The organism is Mycobacterium asiaticum (genome assembly GCF_001668675.1).
Classification (GTDB): Bacteria; Actinomycetota; Actinomycetes; order Mycobacteriales; family Mycobacteriaceae; genus Mycobacterium; species Mycobacterium asiaticum_D.
Map to the genome: position 1 here is coordinate 1 of NZ_LZKQ01000045.1, position 14,220 is coordinate 14,220.

Sequence of the window (14,220 nt, forward strand, 5' to 3'; positions counted from 1 at the left end):
GTGGGGGGATGTTTCCTTGGGTTGGGCAGCGACACCGCCTGTTCGATCCGCATCCCCGCGGCGCTCTGCGGCGTCGTGGGGCTGAAGCCGACCTACGGCCGGGTTTCTCGCACCGGCGTGACACCGTTTGCCTGGTCGCTAGATCATGCGGGTTCGTTGACGCGCACCGTCGAGGACGCCGCATTGGTGATGAACGTGATGGCCGGTCACGACCCGAGCGATCCGGGCTCCGTCGACGTGCCCGTCCCGGACTTCTCGGCGGGCCTGGGTCACGACGTCGCCGGGACGACGGCCGGCATCCCGGTCAACTTCTTCACCGAGCACGTCGATCCGGAGATCAGGATCGCGGTCGAATCGGCATGCACCCGGCTTGCCGAGCTTGGCGTGCGTCTTCGAGAAGTCCACCTGCCCATGGCAGATGAGGTGATGGCGACCGAGTTCGCGATCCTGCAACCCGAGGCGAGCAGCTATCACCGGCAGATGCTGCGCGAGCGCGGGGACCGCTACACCGACGACGTGCGCCAGGCACTGCTGGCCGGCTTCTCCGTCTCGGCGACGGATTACCTAGACGCACAACAGAAGCGGGAACGCTTTCGCCAACAATGGCGGAAGATCTTCGACGATATCGATGTCCTGCTGACACCGACGGTACCGGTCGCCGCAATGGACGCAGCCAAGCCGGTGGTGCGGTGGCCCGACGGGGTTACTGAAGGTCCAGTGGACGCCTATATCCGGTTCTCGGCGCCGGCGAATCTGGCTGGACTACCGGCTCTTTCGGTGCCGTGTGGCTTTACCAGCGCCGGTCTTCCCGTCGGTCTGCAGATCATCGGCCGGGCATTTGACGAGCCGATGGTCTTGCGCATAGGGCACGCGTATCAGTCCGCGCAAGCCTGGGCGACGTTGGCCCTCGCCGCCTGATCTGCTGATGACCGGTTCGGCGAAACGCCCCACATACCGCCACGGCAGTGCGACCATTGTCCGCATCACTTTGGAGGTTGGTGATGAAGGGCGAATGGCTGTATCTGATCGCCGGCGGAGCGATGGTGTTGCTCGGTGCTTGGCGGCTGGTGAAGATCTTCGTCAAGCTCCAGGTCAGCCGCAGCAACCGCGCCTGGCCGAGCGTGCCTGGCGAGGTCACCCATTCTGAGACGGTCGACACCGGAGAGGAGGAGGAGTTCCGGGTCGAATATCGCTACGAGGTGAACGGGGTCCGGCACTACGGCGACGTTCTGCAAGTAGGGCATTCGTCCGCCTCGCGGGCCAAGAACAGGGTTCTGCTGCAACAGTATCCAGCCGGAGCCGATGTGGAGGTTCACTACGATCCGGCCGATCCCTCGACCGCGGTCCTGATCCCGGGCGGCGGACGAAACATGTTGGCGCCCATCGCCGCCATGCTGGTACTCATCGGCGGCGGGATGTGGATCTCCTACGCCGCAGTCGAACGACACCTGGCGGCCGAAGCGGACCGGGCCGAAGCGGAGGCGGAACTGCCGCGCGTGCCGTTCTACGAGCTCAACGCCCCGGGCGGTGTCGCGATCGATGCCGATGGATACGTCTATGTCTGTGACGGACCGGCCACAGCCCCATCCAGCACGCCGGGGTTCCCGATCGGTCCGCCGGGCATCCCTGGATTTCCGACCACGACCCGGGCCATGCCGGGTTTTCCGGGGCCTCCCGCGTTCGATGCACCGGCCGGGCGGTTGTTGCGCTTGGACCCGGGTTTGCTCAGCGCCACCAGCCAATTGCCCCGCGTGCTGGGAAACCCCGACGGCATAGCCCTCAACGGCGCGGGAGATTTCTATATCACCGACCGGGGAATGCTTTGGGTCTACACGATGGAACATCGTGCGGACCAGGGTGATACGAAGTTCACCGGCGCCACGCCCCTTCGCGGTGTGTTGTCGGGCAGCGTCGCGGTCGACGCCGCGGGGAACGCGTACGTCACCGAACCATCCTCCGGACGGGTGTTGAAGATGGCAGCCGAAACCAAAACGGCGACCGAGGTTTTCAAGGCTCCCGACAACGGTTCGGCCGCCGATGTCGCGGTGGACCGGTCCGGCACCGTATTTGTCACCGACGCCCGCGGTAACAGAGTGTTCAAGATCGCGGTCGACGGGACGCCCACCCCGTTGCCTTTCCCGGAGCTGTCCCAACCGCAGGGGGTGGCCGTGGACGGCGCCGGCACCGTGTATGTCGTCGATGGCGGTCACCACCGAGTGATGAAATTAACCGCGAATGCGCCGACCGCGACAGACCTACTACTTGAGGGCCTGGTGGATCCCTACGATGTCGCGGTCGACAACGCGGGCAACGTGTTCGTCACCGACCGAGGTGGCCACCGGATACTGAAATTCCCGCCCGCTCAATAGTCGGGCAGGTCCACGGCCTCTGCGGTGGTGAACCATTTCCGCTCGGCGATCGGCCGAAATGGCCAGCGCTGCATGTACTTCATCACCATCGCCGTCACTCGGATGTCCGACACCGACTTCGGTAGGTATCCGTCGATTCCGTTGGGCAGCTTCTGGCACCGTTCGACATACGGCCGCATCACCTTCTGGTAGCGCTGCAACGCGGCGGGCAGCGATTGTGTGCCGAGTTCACCGGCCAGCACGTACGCCCCGACCAGCGCAAGACTGGTGCCCATGCCACTGAGCGGCGACGCGCAGTAGCCGGCATCACCGACCAGCGCGACCCGCGCGGACGCCCAATCATTCATGTGCACTTGGGTGAACGCGTCGAAGTAGAAGTCCTCGGCGTGTCGTGCCGCGTCGATCAGCGCATCGGTATGCCAGCCGGCGTCGGCGAAGCGGGAGGCAAGCAGATCGCGCTGGGCGTTGAGGTCAGCACGGTCGTAACTGAACGGTTCCGATCGGAAGGCCAGGCCCGCTTTGCATTTCGTGGGGTCGTGCGACGGCCGCATCGACACGTTCAGCCCGGGTGCCTGGTACATCAGGTACCACCCGTCGAGCCCGACGGTGTCGGGTGCGGTGAACCAGGCGTTGTAACCCCCGAGGGGCCGGACGAATTCTTCCTCCGGGCCAAAGGCGAGTCTCCGCACGGCCGAATGGGGTCCGTCCGCCCCGACCACCAGATCCGCTTGAACGGTCGTGCCATCCGACAACATTGCAGTGACGGCATTCTCGGTTTCATCGAGCTCGGTGATCCACGTGTTGAAGCGGTATTCGGTCTCGCCGGCCGTCGCCTGATAGAGCACATCGGCCAGATCGCCGCGCAGGATCTCCAGCGCGCTCACCATCCCATTGCCGTGGAACGCCTCGACCGGCATCTCCGCGCGTCGCCGGCCATCGGACTTCACCCAGGCGATGCCGCGCTGATCCAGGCTGCGGGCGCGCATCTGATCGAGCAATCCCATCCGCTCGACGACCTGCCGACCGGCGCCACGCAGGTCGACGGTCTGACCACCGGGCCGGATGCCGTCGGCGATCTCGACGACGATGGTGCGGAATCCGCTGCGGGTGAGCCAGAACGCCAGTGACGGCCCGGCGATCCCCGCGCCGCTGATCAATACGGTGGGTTTTGTCATGCTTGCAGCCCTAGCGCTCGGTAGGTGTGCCGCACGAACCTCGGTTGTGCCGTCCGAAGTTTGGCCAGCGCCGGGTTGCCGGCGACGGCCTCGGCGGCGTTGACCGTGAGGTCGGGGCAGTACTGGATCAGGTACAGCAGGATCAGGTCGGCGCTCGGGTCGGCCTGCCACCACGTCCCGTAGGCGCCGGGCCAGGTGAACGTCCCGACGCCGCCCGGGCCGAACAACGGCGTGGCCTTGTCCGGGTCAGTGACCACCGACAGATTCAGCCCGAAGCCCCGTCCCACCCAGTACGGGGACCCCAGAAAGTTGTGCCGCTTCTGTTCGTCGGTCAGCCGGTCGGTGCGCATCAGGCGCACCGACTCCGCCGAAAGCACCCGGACGCCGTCGATGACCCCGTCGGCCAGCAGCATCCGCGCGAACCTCAGGTAATCGTCGGCGGTCGACCACAGCCCCCCGCCGGCATTGCAGAACTCCGGCGGCTTGACTTGCGGCGGCCCCATCACGTCGTGCCGCAACTTGTCATGCTCGTCGTGCCGGTACATCGTCGCCGCGCGACCACGCGCCTGGGGCGTGACGAAGAAACCGGTGTCGGGCATGCCCGCTGGGCCCAGGATGTGCTCGTCGAAGATCTCGTAAAGCGGCTTGTCCTCGATTCGCGAGAGAATCACACCGAGCAGGTCGATGGAGTGGCTGTACGTCACGCGTTCGCCGGGCTGATGCACCAGGGGCAAGGCGGCAAGTTCGGCCACCCAGGCGTCCGACCCCTGGTTGAACGGCAGCCGCAGGTATGCCTGTGAGATGGGCCCGGACACGGAGAAGCCGTACGCCAGGCCGCTGGTATGCGTGAGTAGATCCTCGATCAGGATGGGACGGCGGACCGGATGCGTCCGGTCCAGCGGGCCGTGCGGGTCGTCGAGCACCCGCAGGTCGGCGAGTTCGGGAACCCACCGCACGACGGGGTCGCGCAGGTCCAGTTTTCCTTGGTCGACGAGGCTCATGACCGCGGCCACCGTGACCGGTTTGGTCATCGAAGCGATGCGGAACAAAGTGTCGCGCCGCATCGGCAGTCCCGCCTCGACGTCGCGGTACCCGATCTCGTTGACCTGCAGCAGCTCTCCGCGGTGCCATACCACGGTGACCGCCCCCGCGAGCAGACCCGCCTCGCACACCTCGCGGATGGTCGTCTGATTGCCGTCGAGATTCACCCGCCATAGGTTAGCCGCTGCTCGTCCGAGACAAGCGAAACGGGCGCTCCGCAAAGACTCTGCAGGTGCTCGCAGTACCGTCCCGGGCCGTCGACAGTTACTTTGCCGTATCGGTTTCCAGGTCCCGCGTCGCATGCTAAATTCGCGCTCTCTGGCAAACGCGAACTGGGGAACGGGCTGTGAGGGCGGCGACGTGTGATCGAAGATGTCGTTGCTGGTGAACCCAGGGTGCGGGGATGCAGTCACCGAGACCCGCTACCATGGACTGGAGCCCGATGTTCGGGTTCCGGCCATACCGTACGACGAGGGTAGCGATCCGCTGCTCACTTTCACCGGTCGGACAACTCAGCAAAGGCTGGCCATGAATGGCTTGATCTCACAAGCGCAAATTTCGCATCGACCCTTCTCCCGTCGGCCCTTTAGCCGGGTGCCTGCCGTGCTCCTGTTCGCGACAGCACTTGTCGCGACGGTCATCACGGGATGCGGGGGGAAATCCTCCACTGGTAGCTCTTCGACCTCGGGCGCGGCCGGTTCCTCCGCCGCCTCGGCCACCTCGGGTGCGGCATCCGGAACATCCGGTACCCCGTCACCAGAAGCGCAGCAGCTCGTGAACGACTCCTCCAAGGCGACCACCGGGCTGCACTCCCTGCACGTCAATCTGCAAACCACCAACATCACCACGCTTCCGATGGAGATGGTCAACGCCGACATCACCAACCAGCCCCAGGGCAACGGTCAGGCCGTCGGCGATGCGATGATCCGCTTGCAGCCGAAAACACCCGCGGTCCCGAAGCAGTTCCTGGTCTCCAACAAAACCATGTACACCAAGGACGAGACCGGCAAGTACACGTCGGTTGGTCCGGCCGAGAAGATCTATGACCCGGGTGTCGTCCTGGACAAGGACAAAGGCATCGGTGCGGTGATCGGCAAGGTCAACGGTGCGCAGTCGGCCGGAACGGAAACAATCGACGGTGTGGCCACCCTGAAGGTGACCGGCACCGTCGATCCGGCGATCGTCGACCCACTGGTCCCGCAGATCGGCAGGGACGCCAAAGGTCCGCTGCCGGTGACGCTTTACATCGTCGACGTGAAAGCTCCGAACGCGCCCGGCACGCCGCCGAGCCCGTATCTGGTGCGGATGGTGCTCGACAAGGACCAGGGCCACGTGAACATCACCCTGTCCAATTGGGGAGCGCCGGTCACGATCCCGAATCCGACGGGCTAGCAACGGCGACAGGGCAGTCCGGATGGGAACCGGCGCGTGACGAGGCCGGTTCCCATCCGTCTGACCGCATGGGGAGGCAACCGTGATGAACTCGGTGCTGCCGCAACCAGAATTCTTTGAGGATCCTCCAAGGCCGCGCAAACACTCTTGGGCCAGCTTGCCGGAACCACTGGCCGGCAGTTGATCTCACCCATCAGACACCGGAGGAACACGAATGACCAATGACCTTCCCGAGGTCCAGGAACGCGGGCCCGCGCCACGCCCTGGGCCGCCGCCGGGCGGGCCACCAGTGATGCCGGATGTGTGGGTATACAACGGGCGGGCATATGACCTGAGCGATTGGATCGCCAGCCATCCCGGCGGCGCCTTCTTCATCGGCCGAACCAAGAACCGGGACATCACCGCGATTGTCGCTTCCTACCACCGGGATCCGGCCGTGGTCGAGCGCATTCTGGAGCGGCGGTACTCGCTGGGCCGCGATGCCACACCACGCGACATCCACCCCAAACACAATGCGCCCCCATTCCTTTTCAAGGACGACTTCAACAGTTGGCGTGACACTCCGAAGTATCGCTTCGACGATCACAAGGACCTGATGCACCGGGTCAAGGCGCGGCTCACCGAGCCGGCATTGGCCGCCCGGATCAAGCGGATGGACCGGCTTTTCAACGTCGTCGTCGTGTTGCTGGCGATCGCCTACTTCGGGGTGCAGGGGCTGCGACTGGCGGAACCGCGGTATATGCCGTTGTGGGCCTTCGTGATTGCGATGGTGGTGCTGCGCAGCTCGCTGGTCGGGTATGGGCATTACGCACTACACCGGGCGCAACGAGGCTGGAACAGGTTCTTCGCCAACGCATTCGACCTGAATTACATAGCGCTGTCACTGGTCGTCGCCGACGGACACACCCTGCTGCATCACCCATACACCCAGAGTGACGTCGACATCAAGAAGAACGTCTTCACCATGATGATGCGGCTACCCCGGTTGTATCGGATGCCGGTGCACACTTTGCACAAGTTCGGCCACACCGTCACCGGCATGGCCGTGCGGCTGGCCGATGTGTGGAACATGACGCGCAAGGTGGGCGTGAAGGAGGGGTACGGCAGCTGGCGTAACGCGTTGCCCCACTTCCTCGGGTCTTCGGCGGTCCGTGTGCTCCTGATCGCCGAGCTGGTGGTTTTCCTGGCTGCCGGTGACTTTTGGGCCTGGGCACTGCAATTCGTCGCGACGCTGTGGCTGAGCACCTTCATGGTGGTGGCCAGCCACGAATTCGAGGATGAACAGCAGGCGTGCCCGGCGGCGGGCGAGGACTGGGGTGTCGATCAGGTCGAGCACGCCAACGACCTGAAGGTGGTGGGCAACCGCTATCTCGACTGCTTCCTGTCGGCCGGCCTGAGTTCGCACCGCGTCCACCACGTACTGCCGTTCCAGCGCAGCGGCTTCGCCAACATCGTCACCGAGGACGTCTTACGCGAAGAGGCGGCCAAGTCCGGTGTCGCGTGGTTGCCCGCGAAGAGCTTCCTCACCGACCGGTTGCCCAAACTCAGCCGGACCTATCTGCTGTCGCCGTCGCGCGAAGCCAGACAACGCAATTGGGGCTTGGTGCGCGAGCACCTGTCGCCCGCGGCGTGGAAGGAGAGCGTCAGCTACGTGGCGGCCGGTTTCGTCGGGATCGGTTCGGTATGAGCACCCCGCAGTACGAGGCACAGGTCGACCTGGCACAGTTGCCGCCCGCTCCGCCGACCACCGTTGCGGTGATCGAGGGTATTGCCACCGGCGCGCCGGCCCGCGTGGTCGAGCAGTCCGACGCGGCCGACCGGGTCGCCGCGCTGTTCGTCGATCCGGAACAGCGGGAACGGATCCCGCGGCTCTACCACAAGACGCGGATCAGCACCCGCCGGATGGCGGTCGACCCGCTGGACCCGACCTTCGACGTCTACCGGCGGGACCCGGGGACCATCCGGGACCGGATGAACCTGTTCTTCCAACACGCGGTGCCGCTGGCGGTCGAGGTGAGCAGGCGAGCACTGGCGGGCTTGCCCTACGGACCTGACGAGATCGGGTTGCTGGTGTTTGTCACCAGCACCGGATTCGTCGCGCCGGGGGTGGACGTAGCACTGGTCAAGGAACTGGGGTTGTCCCGCTCGGTGTCGCGTGTGGTGGTCAACTTCATGGGCTGCGCGGCAGCCATGAACGCCACCCGGACCGCTGCCGCCTACGTTCGGGCCCACCCGAGCATGAAGGCGCTGGTGGTGTGCATCGAATTATGTTCGGTGAACGCGGTTTTCGCCGACGACGTGAACGACGTCGTGACGCACAGCCTGTTCGGCGACGGATGCGGGGCCATGGTCTTGGGGGCCAGTCAAGTGCAGCAGCCCCTGCCGCCGGGACACGTGGTGATCCGTAGCAACTTCACCCAGCTGCTCGACGAGGCCGAGGACGGCATCGTGCTCGGCGTGAATCACGACGGCATCACCTGCGAGCTGTCGGAGAACCTGCCCGACTACATCTACCGCGGGGTCGAACCCGTCGTCGCCGAGGTATTGCGGGACAACGGATTAGATAGAGCCGACATCGATCTCTGGGCAATCCATCCGGGCGGTCCCCGGATCATCGAACAGTCGGCGCGGTCCCTCGGGCTGCCCGCCGGCTGTGCCGCACAAAGCTGGGACATCCTGGCCCGGTTCGGCAACATGCTGAGTGTCTCGCTGATCTTCGTGCTGGAAGAGATGGTGCGGCAAGCTGACTCGGCAAAGTCCATCTCGACTGGTGTCGCATTCGCGTTCGCGCCGGGCGTCACCGTCGAGGGCATTCTCTTCGACATCATCCGGCGGTGACCGAAATGAACCCTCAACTCCACGACCGGGTGCTTTACCGCGAGTTGATGACCGACAACTTGCGCTGGGACGCCCTGCGGCTGCGCGATGGCGACATCATCATCTCCACACCGCCCAAGTGCGGCATGACCTGGACCCAGCGCCTGGTGTCGCTGATCGTGTTCGACGGACCGGACCTGCCCGGACCGCTGTCCACGGTGTCACCCTGGCTGGATCAGACGATCCGGCCCATCGATGAAGTGGTCGCGGTTCTCGACGCGCAACGGCACCGGCGATTCATCAAGACGCACACGCCGCTGGACGGTCTCGTATTCGACGACCGCGTGACCTACATCTGCGTCGGACGCGATCCGCGCGACGCCGCCGTCTCGATGCTGCACCAAACCACCAACATGGACCGAGACCGCGTGCGTGCGCTGCATGAGGCGGCGGTCCCCGCGCAACACCGGCTGGGAGCGCCCCCACCCGAGCCCGGCTCCGGCAGCGCCCCGATCGAGGAGTTCCGGCACTGGCTGGAGGGTCCGGCCCTGCCGCCGCCCGGGGTTGGCTTCACTCCGCCCAAGGGGATCGGCACGCTGGCCAATGTCATCGACCAGTTCAACAAGGCGTGGAAGCGGCGGCACCTGCCCAACGTTGCGCTGTTCCACTACGCCGACTACCAGGCGGACCTGGTGGGGGAGATGGTGCGGTTGGCCGCGGTACTCGGGTACCAACTCAGCCAAACACGCGCCCGGGAGCTCGCCCGTTACGCCACGCTGGGTGAGATGCGTTCTCGTGCTACAGAAGTCGCGCCCAACACCACCGACGGTATCTGGCACAGCGACGCGCAGTTCTTCCGGCGGGGAGAGAACGGTGAGTGGCAGGAGTACTTCACGTACGCGGAGTACCGGCGCTACAACGACCGGATCAACCAGCTCGGGGCACCGGACATGCTGGCCTGGGCGCACGAGGGCCGTCGTGGCTGGGACCCGCAGCGCTGATCCCCGGGTTCGAAGCCGACATTTCATGACGGTTTCGGTTGCGCAAAGGTATGGCAGCTTATCGGCGGCGGAAGGGCGGATTCCGCCTGCTCGGTTATAGTGTTGGGTCCTATGAACGGACGGAGCAGTGCCGAGAAGCGCTGGCGCACAGCGTTTCACGTGACCGCATCGGCGATTGTCGCTGCCGTCCTCGGACTCTGCGGTGCCCCCGTCGCTCATGCGGCTGCGGCCACGGCGACGTTTGTGGTGGAACACACCTGGCAGACCGGTTTCATTGCCCGCTACACCGTCGCCAACGTGAGCATCGCGCCGCTGAGCGACTGGCGGCTGGAATTCGACATGCCGGTGGGGCAATCCGTCTCGCACGCGTGGAACAGCACCGTCAGCCAAGCCGGCACGCACTTCGTGGTGACCCCGGCGAACTGGAATCGCGTCATCCCACCCGGCGGTACGGCCACGGGTGGAATGCGAGGCGTGCTCACCGGCACCTACTCGCCGCCGGTGAATTGCCGGATCAACGGGATGCCCTGCGCGTAGTCCCGGCCCGCTGTGGCAAATGGTGCTGATGTGACGAAATGCCCTGCCACCATGTGAAGTCCCCGTCTCGCGAGCGCAGAGCTATCGCTGGTTCGTGTTAGGCTCCCCGGCAGTCGACATCCTTTAACGGACCGTCCAGAGAGGCGGAGAAGGAGGTCTAGTTTTTCGCATGGGTGCTGCAGCAAGCCGGCAACCGCGGGAACTGATGTCAGCGGCCGATGTCGGCCGCACCATTTCTCGCATGGCGCACCAGATCATCGAGAAGACCGCGCTGGACGGTCCCGACGCGACCCGGGTGGTGCTGCTGGGTATCCCGACGCGCGGTGTGACCCTGGCCAGCCGCCTGGCGGCCAATATCGCTGAGTACAGCGGGGTCACCGTCGAGCACGGGTCGCTGGACATCACCCTGTACCGCGACGACCTGATGATCAAGCCGCCGCGGCCCCTGGAAGCGACCTCGATCCCGCCCGGCGGCATCGACGATGCGCTGGTCATCCTGGTCGACGACGTCCTGTACTCCGGCCGGTCGACCCGGTCGGCCCTGGACGCTCTGCGTGACGTCGGCCGGCCCCGGATCGTGCAGCTGGCCGTGCTGGTCGACCGCGGCCACCGTGAACTTCCCATCCGCGCCGACTACGTCGGCAAGAACGTGCCGACCTCACGCAGCGAGAGCGTGCACGTGCAACTCAGCGAGGACGACGGTCGAGATGGCGTGGTGATCACCCGATGACTCCGAGACACCTGTTAGCCGCGGGCGATCTGACCAGGGATGAGGCGACCGCGATCCTCGACGACGCGGATCGGTTCGCGCAGGCCCTGGTCGGCCGCGATGTCAAGAAGCTGCCGACGCTGCGGGGCCGCACCGTCGTCACCATGTTCTACGAGAACTCCACCCGCACCCGGGTGTCGTTCGAGGTCGCCGGCAAATGGATGAGCGCCGACGTGGTCAATGTGAGCGCATCGGGATCGTCGGTGGGCAAGGGCGAGTCACTGCGCGACACCGCGCTGACGCTGCGGGCGGCGGGCGCCGACGCGCTGATCATTCGCCATCCCGCCTCGGGTGCGGCGCATCTGCTGGCCGACTGGACTTCCCATGGCCCGGATGCCGAGAACCGTGGCGGCCCGTCGGTGATCAACGCCGGCGACGGCACGCACGAACATCCCACTCAGGCATTGCTCGACGCGCTGACCATACGCCAGCGGCTGGGCGGCATCGATGGCCGTCGCATCGTGATCGTCGGCGACATCCTGCACAGCCGGGTGGCCCGCTCCAACGTGATGCTGCTGCACACGCTGGGCGCCGAGGTCGTCCTGGTGGCGCCGCCGACCCTGTTGCCGCGCGGTGTCGAGGGCTGGCCGGTCACCGTCTCCAACGACTTCGATGCCGAACTGCCCGCCGCCGACGCCGTGCTGATGCTGCGGGTACAGGCCGAGCGGATGAACGGCGGCTTCTTCCCGTCGGTGCGCGAGTACTCGACGCTCTACGGTTTGTCCGCGCGGCGCCAGGCGTTGCTGCCCGGCCATGCCGTGGTGCTGCACCCTGGTCCGATGCTGCGCGGCATGGAAATCTCGTCGTCGGTGGCCGACTCGTCACAATCGGCTGTGCTGCAGCAGGTTTCCAACGGTGTGCATGTGCGGATGGCGGTCTTGTTCCACGTGCTGGTGGGGGCGGAGGAAGTCGCGGCATGAGTGTCTTGATCAGGAATGTGCGGCTGTACGGCGAGGGCGACCGCGTCGATGTGCTGGTCGACGCGCCCGGCTACGAAGGCCAGATCGCCGAAATCGGGCCGGGTCTGGACATACCCGACACCGCTGACGTCATCGACGCCACCGACCAGGTGCTGCTGCCCGGGTTCGTCGATCTGCACACGCACCTGCGCGAGCCGGGCCGCGAATATGCCGAGGACATCGAAACGGGTTCGGCAGCAGCGGCTTTGGGTGGATTTACCGCGGTGTTCGCGATGGCCAACACCAATCCCGTCGCCGACAGCCCGGTGGTCACCGACCACGTCTGGCACCGCGGCCGGCAGATCGGCCTGGTGGACGTGCATCCGGTCGGCGCGGTCACCGTCGGTTTGGCCGGTGTCGAGCTGACCGAGATGGGCATGATGAACGCCGGCGCCGCCGGGGTGCGGATGTTCTCCGACGACGGAATCTGTGTGCACGACCCGCTGGTCATGCGCCGGGCGCTGGAATACGCCACCGGCCTTGGCGTGCTGATCGCCCAGCACGCCGAGGAGCCCCGGCTGACCGTGGGCGCCGTCGCCCACGAGGGGCCGACCGCCGCCCGGCTCGGGCTGGCCGGTTGGCCGAGGGCCGCCGAGGAATCCATCGTCGCCCGCGACGCCCTGCTGGCGCGGGACGCGGGGGCGAGGGTCCACATCTGCCACGCGTCCACCGCCGGCACCGTCGAGATCGTCCGATGGGCCAAGGACCAGGGCATTTCGATCACCGCCGAGGTGACCCCGCATCACCTGCTGCTCGACGACAGCAGGCTGGCCAGTTACGACGGGCAAAATCGGGTCAACCCGCCGCTGCGCGAGGCGTCTGATGCGATCGCTTTGCGGCAGGCGCTCGCCGACGGGGTCATCGACTGTGTGGCCACCGATCACGCGCCGCACGCCGAACACGAGAAGTGCGTCGAGTTCTCCGCGGCGCGCCCCGGCATGCTGGGCTTGCAGACGGCGCTGTCGGTGGTGGCGCAGACCATGGTGCAACCAGGCCTGCTGAGCTGGCGCGACGTCGCCCGGGTGATGAGTGAGAACCCGGCGCGGATCGTCCGGTTGCCCGATCAGGGCCGTCCCCTCGAGGTGGGTGAGCCGGCCAATCTGGCCGTGGTCGATCCCGACGCGACCTGGACGGTGGCCGGCGCCGACCTGGCCAGCCGGTCGGCCAACACGCCCTACGAGTCGATGACGTTGCCCGCCAGGGTGACCGCGACGCTGCTCCGCGGGAAAGTCACCGCCCGGGATGGGAAGAGCCCGGCATGAACCGCGCCAGTGACCGTGCACAGCGAAGCTGCGGGCAGGAGCGGCGCGTATGAACTCAGGCACGCTGGTGGGATCGCTGATCTTCGCAGCGGTGTTGGTCCTGTTGCTCGCGGTGGCGATCCACCTGATGATGCGCGGCTGGCGGCGACGCGCCGAACGCCAGGTAGAGTTGGTGGGCGACTTGCCGGAGCTGCCCATCGATTTCGGCGCCGCGACCATCACCACACCGGGTCTCTACGTCGGCTGCACGCTGTCGCCGGCCGTGAACGACCGGGTCGTGGTCGGAGATCTGGGATACCGAAGCAAAGCGGTGCTGACCCGTTACACCCACGGAATTTTGGTGGAACGGATTCGCGCGCAACCGATTTGGATCCCTGAGGAATCGATAGTCAATATCCGCACCGAGCGCGGTCTGGTGGGCAAGGTCGCCGCTCGCAACGGACTCTTGGCGATCCAATGGCGGCTGCCGTCAGGCACCGAGATCTGCACCGGGTTCCGGGCGAACAATCGAGACGATTACGCGAAGTGGTTAGAGGAGAAGCCGAGCTAGATGAGTGGTGTAGATGAGTCGCGTCACGACGATGCAGAGCGAAGCGGTGTGGGGGCACCTCCCGCTCGCGGGGGAGAGGAGTGGCGCCTATGAGTCGCGTCACGACGATGCAGAGCGAAGCGGTGTGGGGGCACCTCCCGCTCGCGGGGGAGAGGAGTGGCGCCTATGAGTCGCGTCACGACGATGCAGAGCGAAGCGGTGTGGGGGCACCTCCCGCTCGCGGGGGAGAGGAGTGGCGCCTATGAGTCGTGCCACGACGATGCAGAGCGAAGCGGTGAGGAGGAGTGGCGCCTATGAGTCGTGCCACGACGATGCAGAGCCAAGCGGTGAGGAGGAGTGGCGCCTATG

13 protein-coding genes are annotated in these 14,220 nt (G+C 65.9%); 11 read left to right on the plus strand and 2 right to left on the minus strand.

Features of this window, described 5'->3' with window-relative positions; genetic code table 11:
* A partial coding sequence (locus tag A9X01_RS03950) for an amidase (protein ID WP_253848917.1) occupies positions 1 to 918 on the plus strand: 918 nt, incomplete at its 5' end.
* Between the two features lie 83 nt (positions 919 to 1,001).
* A complete protein-coding gene (locus tag A9X01_RS03955; protein ID WP_065119386.1) occupies positions 1,002 to 2,369 on the plus strand; it encodes a DUF3592 domain-containing protein in 1,368 nt (455 codons plus the stop codon).
* Here A9X01_RS03955 and A9X01_RS03960 read toward each other — a convergent pair.
* Both A9X01_RS03960 and A9X01_RS03965 read right to left on the minus strand, forming a co-directional pair.
* The gene (locus A9X01_RS03960) at positions 2,363 to 3,544 is read right to left on the minus strand and encodes an FAD-dependent monooxygenase (protein WP_065119387.1); all 1,182 of its coding nucleotides are present in this window, start codon (positions 3,542 to 3,544) and stop codon (positions 2,363 to 2,365) included. The genes A9X01_RS03955 and A9X01_RS03960 overlap by 7 nt on opposite strands.
* Positions 3,541 to 4,752 (minus strand): serine hydrolase domain-containing protein, encoded by a 1,212-nt coding sequence (locus A9X01_RS03965; protein ID WP_065119388.1) that lies wholly within the window; start codon positions 4,750 to 4,752, stop codon positions 3,541 to 3,543. Before A9X01_RS03965 ends, A9X01_RS03960 begins: the two co-directional genes overlap by 4 nt.
* 361 nt (positions 4,753 to 5,113) lie before the next feature.
* Here A9X01_RS03965 and A9X01_RS03970 point away from each other — a divergent pair, with 361 nt between their 5' ends.
* The 9 genes from A9X01_RS03970 (at position 5,114) to A9X01_RS04010 (ending at position 13,872) form a co-directional block, all read left to right on the plus strand.
* Complete coding sequence (locus tag A9X01_RS03970; RefSeq protein WP_065119443.1) at positions 5,114 to 5,977, plus strand: LppX_LprAFG lipoprotein; 864 nt, start codon at positions 5,114 to 5,116, stop codon at positions 5,975 to 5,977.
* A 214-nt stretch (positions 5,978 to 6,191) separates the two neighbouring features.
* Complete coding sequence (locus A9X01_RS03975) at positions 6,192 to 7,664, plus strand: cytochrome b5 domain-containing protein (protein ID WP_155771919.1); 1,473 nt, start codon at positions 6,192 to 6,194, stop codon at positions 7,662 to 7,664.
* Positions 7,661 to 8,815 carry a type III polyketide synthase gene (locus A9X01_RS03980; RefSeq protein WP_065119390.1) on the plus strand — a complete coding sequence of 385 codons (1,155 nt, stop codon included), beginning with the start codon at positions 7,661 to 7,663 and terminating at the stop codon, positions 8,813 to 8,815. The genes A9X01_RS03975 and A9X01_RS03980 overlap by 4 nt, the downstream gene beginning before the upstream one ends.
* A gap of 5 nt (positions 8,816 to 8,820) precedes the next feature.
* Entirely contained in the window at positions 8,821 to 9,795 is a 975-nt protein-coding gene (locus A9X01_RS03985) for a sulfotransferase domain-containing protein (RefSeq protein ID WP_065119444.1), read from the plus strand.
* Between the two features lie 111 nt (positions 9,796 to 9,906).
* Entirely contained in the window at positions 9,907 to 10,332 is a 426-nt protein-coding gene (locus A9X01_RS03990) for a cellulose-binding domain-containing protein (protein WP_065119391.1), read from the plus strand.
* A 169-nt stretch (positions 10,333 to 10,501) separates the two neighbouring features.
* Positions 10,502 to 11,062, plus strand: coding sequence for a bifunctional pyr operon transcriptional regulator/uracil phosphoribosyltransferase PyrR (gene pyrR / locus A9X01_RS03995; RefSeq protein WP_065119392.1), 561 nt, complete (start codon positions 10,502 to 10,504; stop codon positions 11,060 to 11,062).
* On the plus strand, positions 11,059 to 12,021 hold the full coding sequence (locus tag A9X01_RS04000) for an aspartate carbamoyltransferase catalytic subunit (RefSeq protein ID WP_065119393.1): 963 nt from the start codon (positions 11,059 to 11,061) through the stop codon (positions 12,019 to 12,021). The genes pyrR and A9X01_RS04000 overlap by 4 nt, the downstream gene beginning before the upstream one ends.
* Positions 12,018 to 13,322 carry a dihydroorotase gene (locus tag A9X01_RS04005; protein WP_065119394.1) on the plus strand — a complete coding sequence of 435 codons (1,305 nt, stop codon included), beginning with the start codon at positions 12,018 to 12,020 and terminating at the stop codon, positions 13,320 to 13,322. Before A9X01_RS04000 ends, A9X01_RS04005 begins: the two co-directional genes overlap by 4 nt.
* Before the next feature lie 49 nt (positions 13,323 to 13,371).
* Positions 13,372 to 13,872, plus strand: a complete 501-nt coding sequence (locus A9X01_RS04010; protein ID WP_065119395.1) for a PH-like domain-containing protein — start codon at positions 13,372 to 13,374, stop codon at positions 13,870 to 13,872.
* Positions 13,873 to 14,220 lie beyond the last annotated feature (348 nt).

What these genes read in the sequence shown, in the direction of transcription:
- A9X01_RS03955 (WP_065119386.1), top strand. Translation starts at nt 1,002, where the DNA reads ATGAAGGGCGAATGGCTGTATCTGATCGCCGGCGGAGCGATGGTGTTG.
- A9X01_RS03960 (WP_065119387.1), bottom strand. Translation starts at nt 3,544, where the DNA reads ATGACAAAACCCACCGTATTGATCAGCGGCGCGGGGATCGCCGGGCCG.
- A9X01_RS03970 (WP_065119443.1), top strand. Translation starts at nt 5,114, where the DNA reads ATGAATGGCTTGATCTCACAAGCGCAAATTTCGCATCGACCCTTCTCC.
- A9X01_RS03975 (WP_155771919.1), top strand. Translation starts at nt 6,192, where the DNA reads ATGACCAATGACCTTCCCGAGGTCCAGGAACGCGGGCCCGCGCCACGC.
- A9X01_RS03980 (WP_065119390.1), top strand. Translation starts at nt 7,661, where the DNA reads ATGAGCACCCCGCAGTACGAGGCACAGGTCGACCTGGCACAGTTGCCG.
- A9X01_RS03985 (WP_065119444.1), top strand. Translation starts at nt 8,821, where the DNA reads ATGAACCCTCAACTCCACGACCGGGTGCTTTACCGCGAGTTGATGACC.
- A9X01_RS03990 (WP_065119391.1), top strand. Translation starts at nt 9,907, where the DNA reads ATGAACGGACGGAGCAGTGCCGAGAAGCGCTGGCGCACAGCGTTTCAC.
- pyrR (WP_065119392.1), top strand. Translation starts at nt 10,502, where the DNA reads ATGGGTGCTGCAGCAAGCCGGCAACCGCGGGAACTGATGTCAGCGGCC.
- A9X01_RS04000 (WP_065119393.1), top strand. Translation starts at nt 11,059, where the DNA reads ATGACTCCGAGACACCTGTTAGCCGCGGGCGATCTGACCAGGGATGAG.
- A9X01_RS04005 (WP_065119394.1), top strand. Translation starts at nt 12,018, where the DNA reads ATGAGTGTCTTGATCAGGAATGTGCGGCTGTACGGCGAGGGCGACCGC.
- A9X01_RS04010 (WP_065119395.1), top strand. Translation starts at nt 13,372, where the DNA reads ATGAACTCAGGCACGCTGGTGGGATCGCTGATCTTCGCAGCGGTGTTG.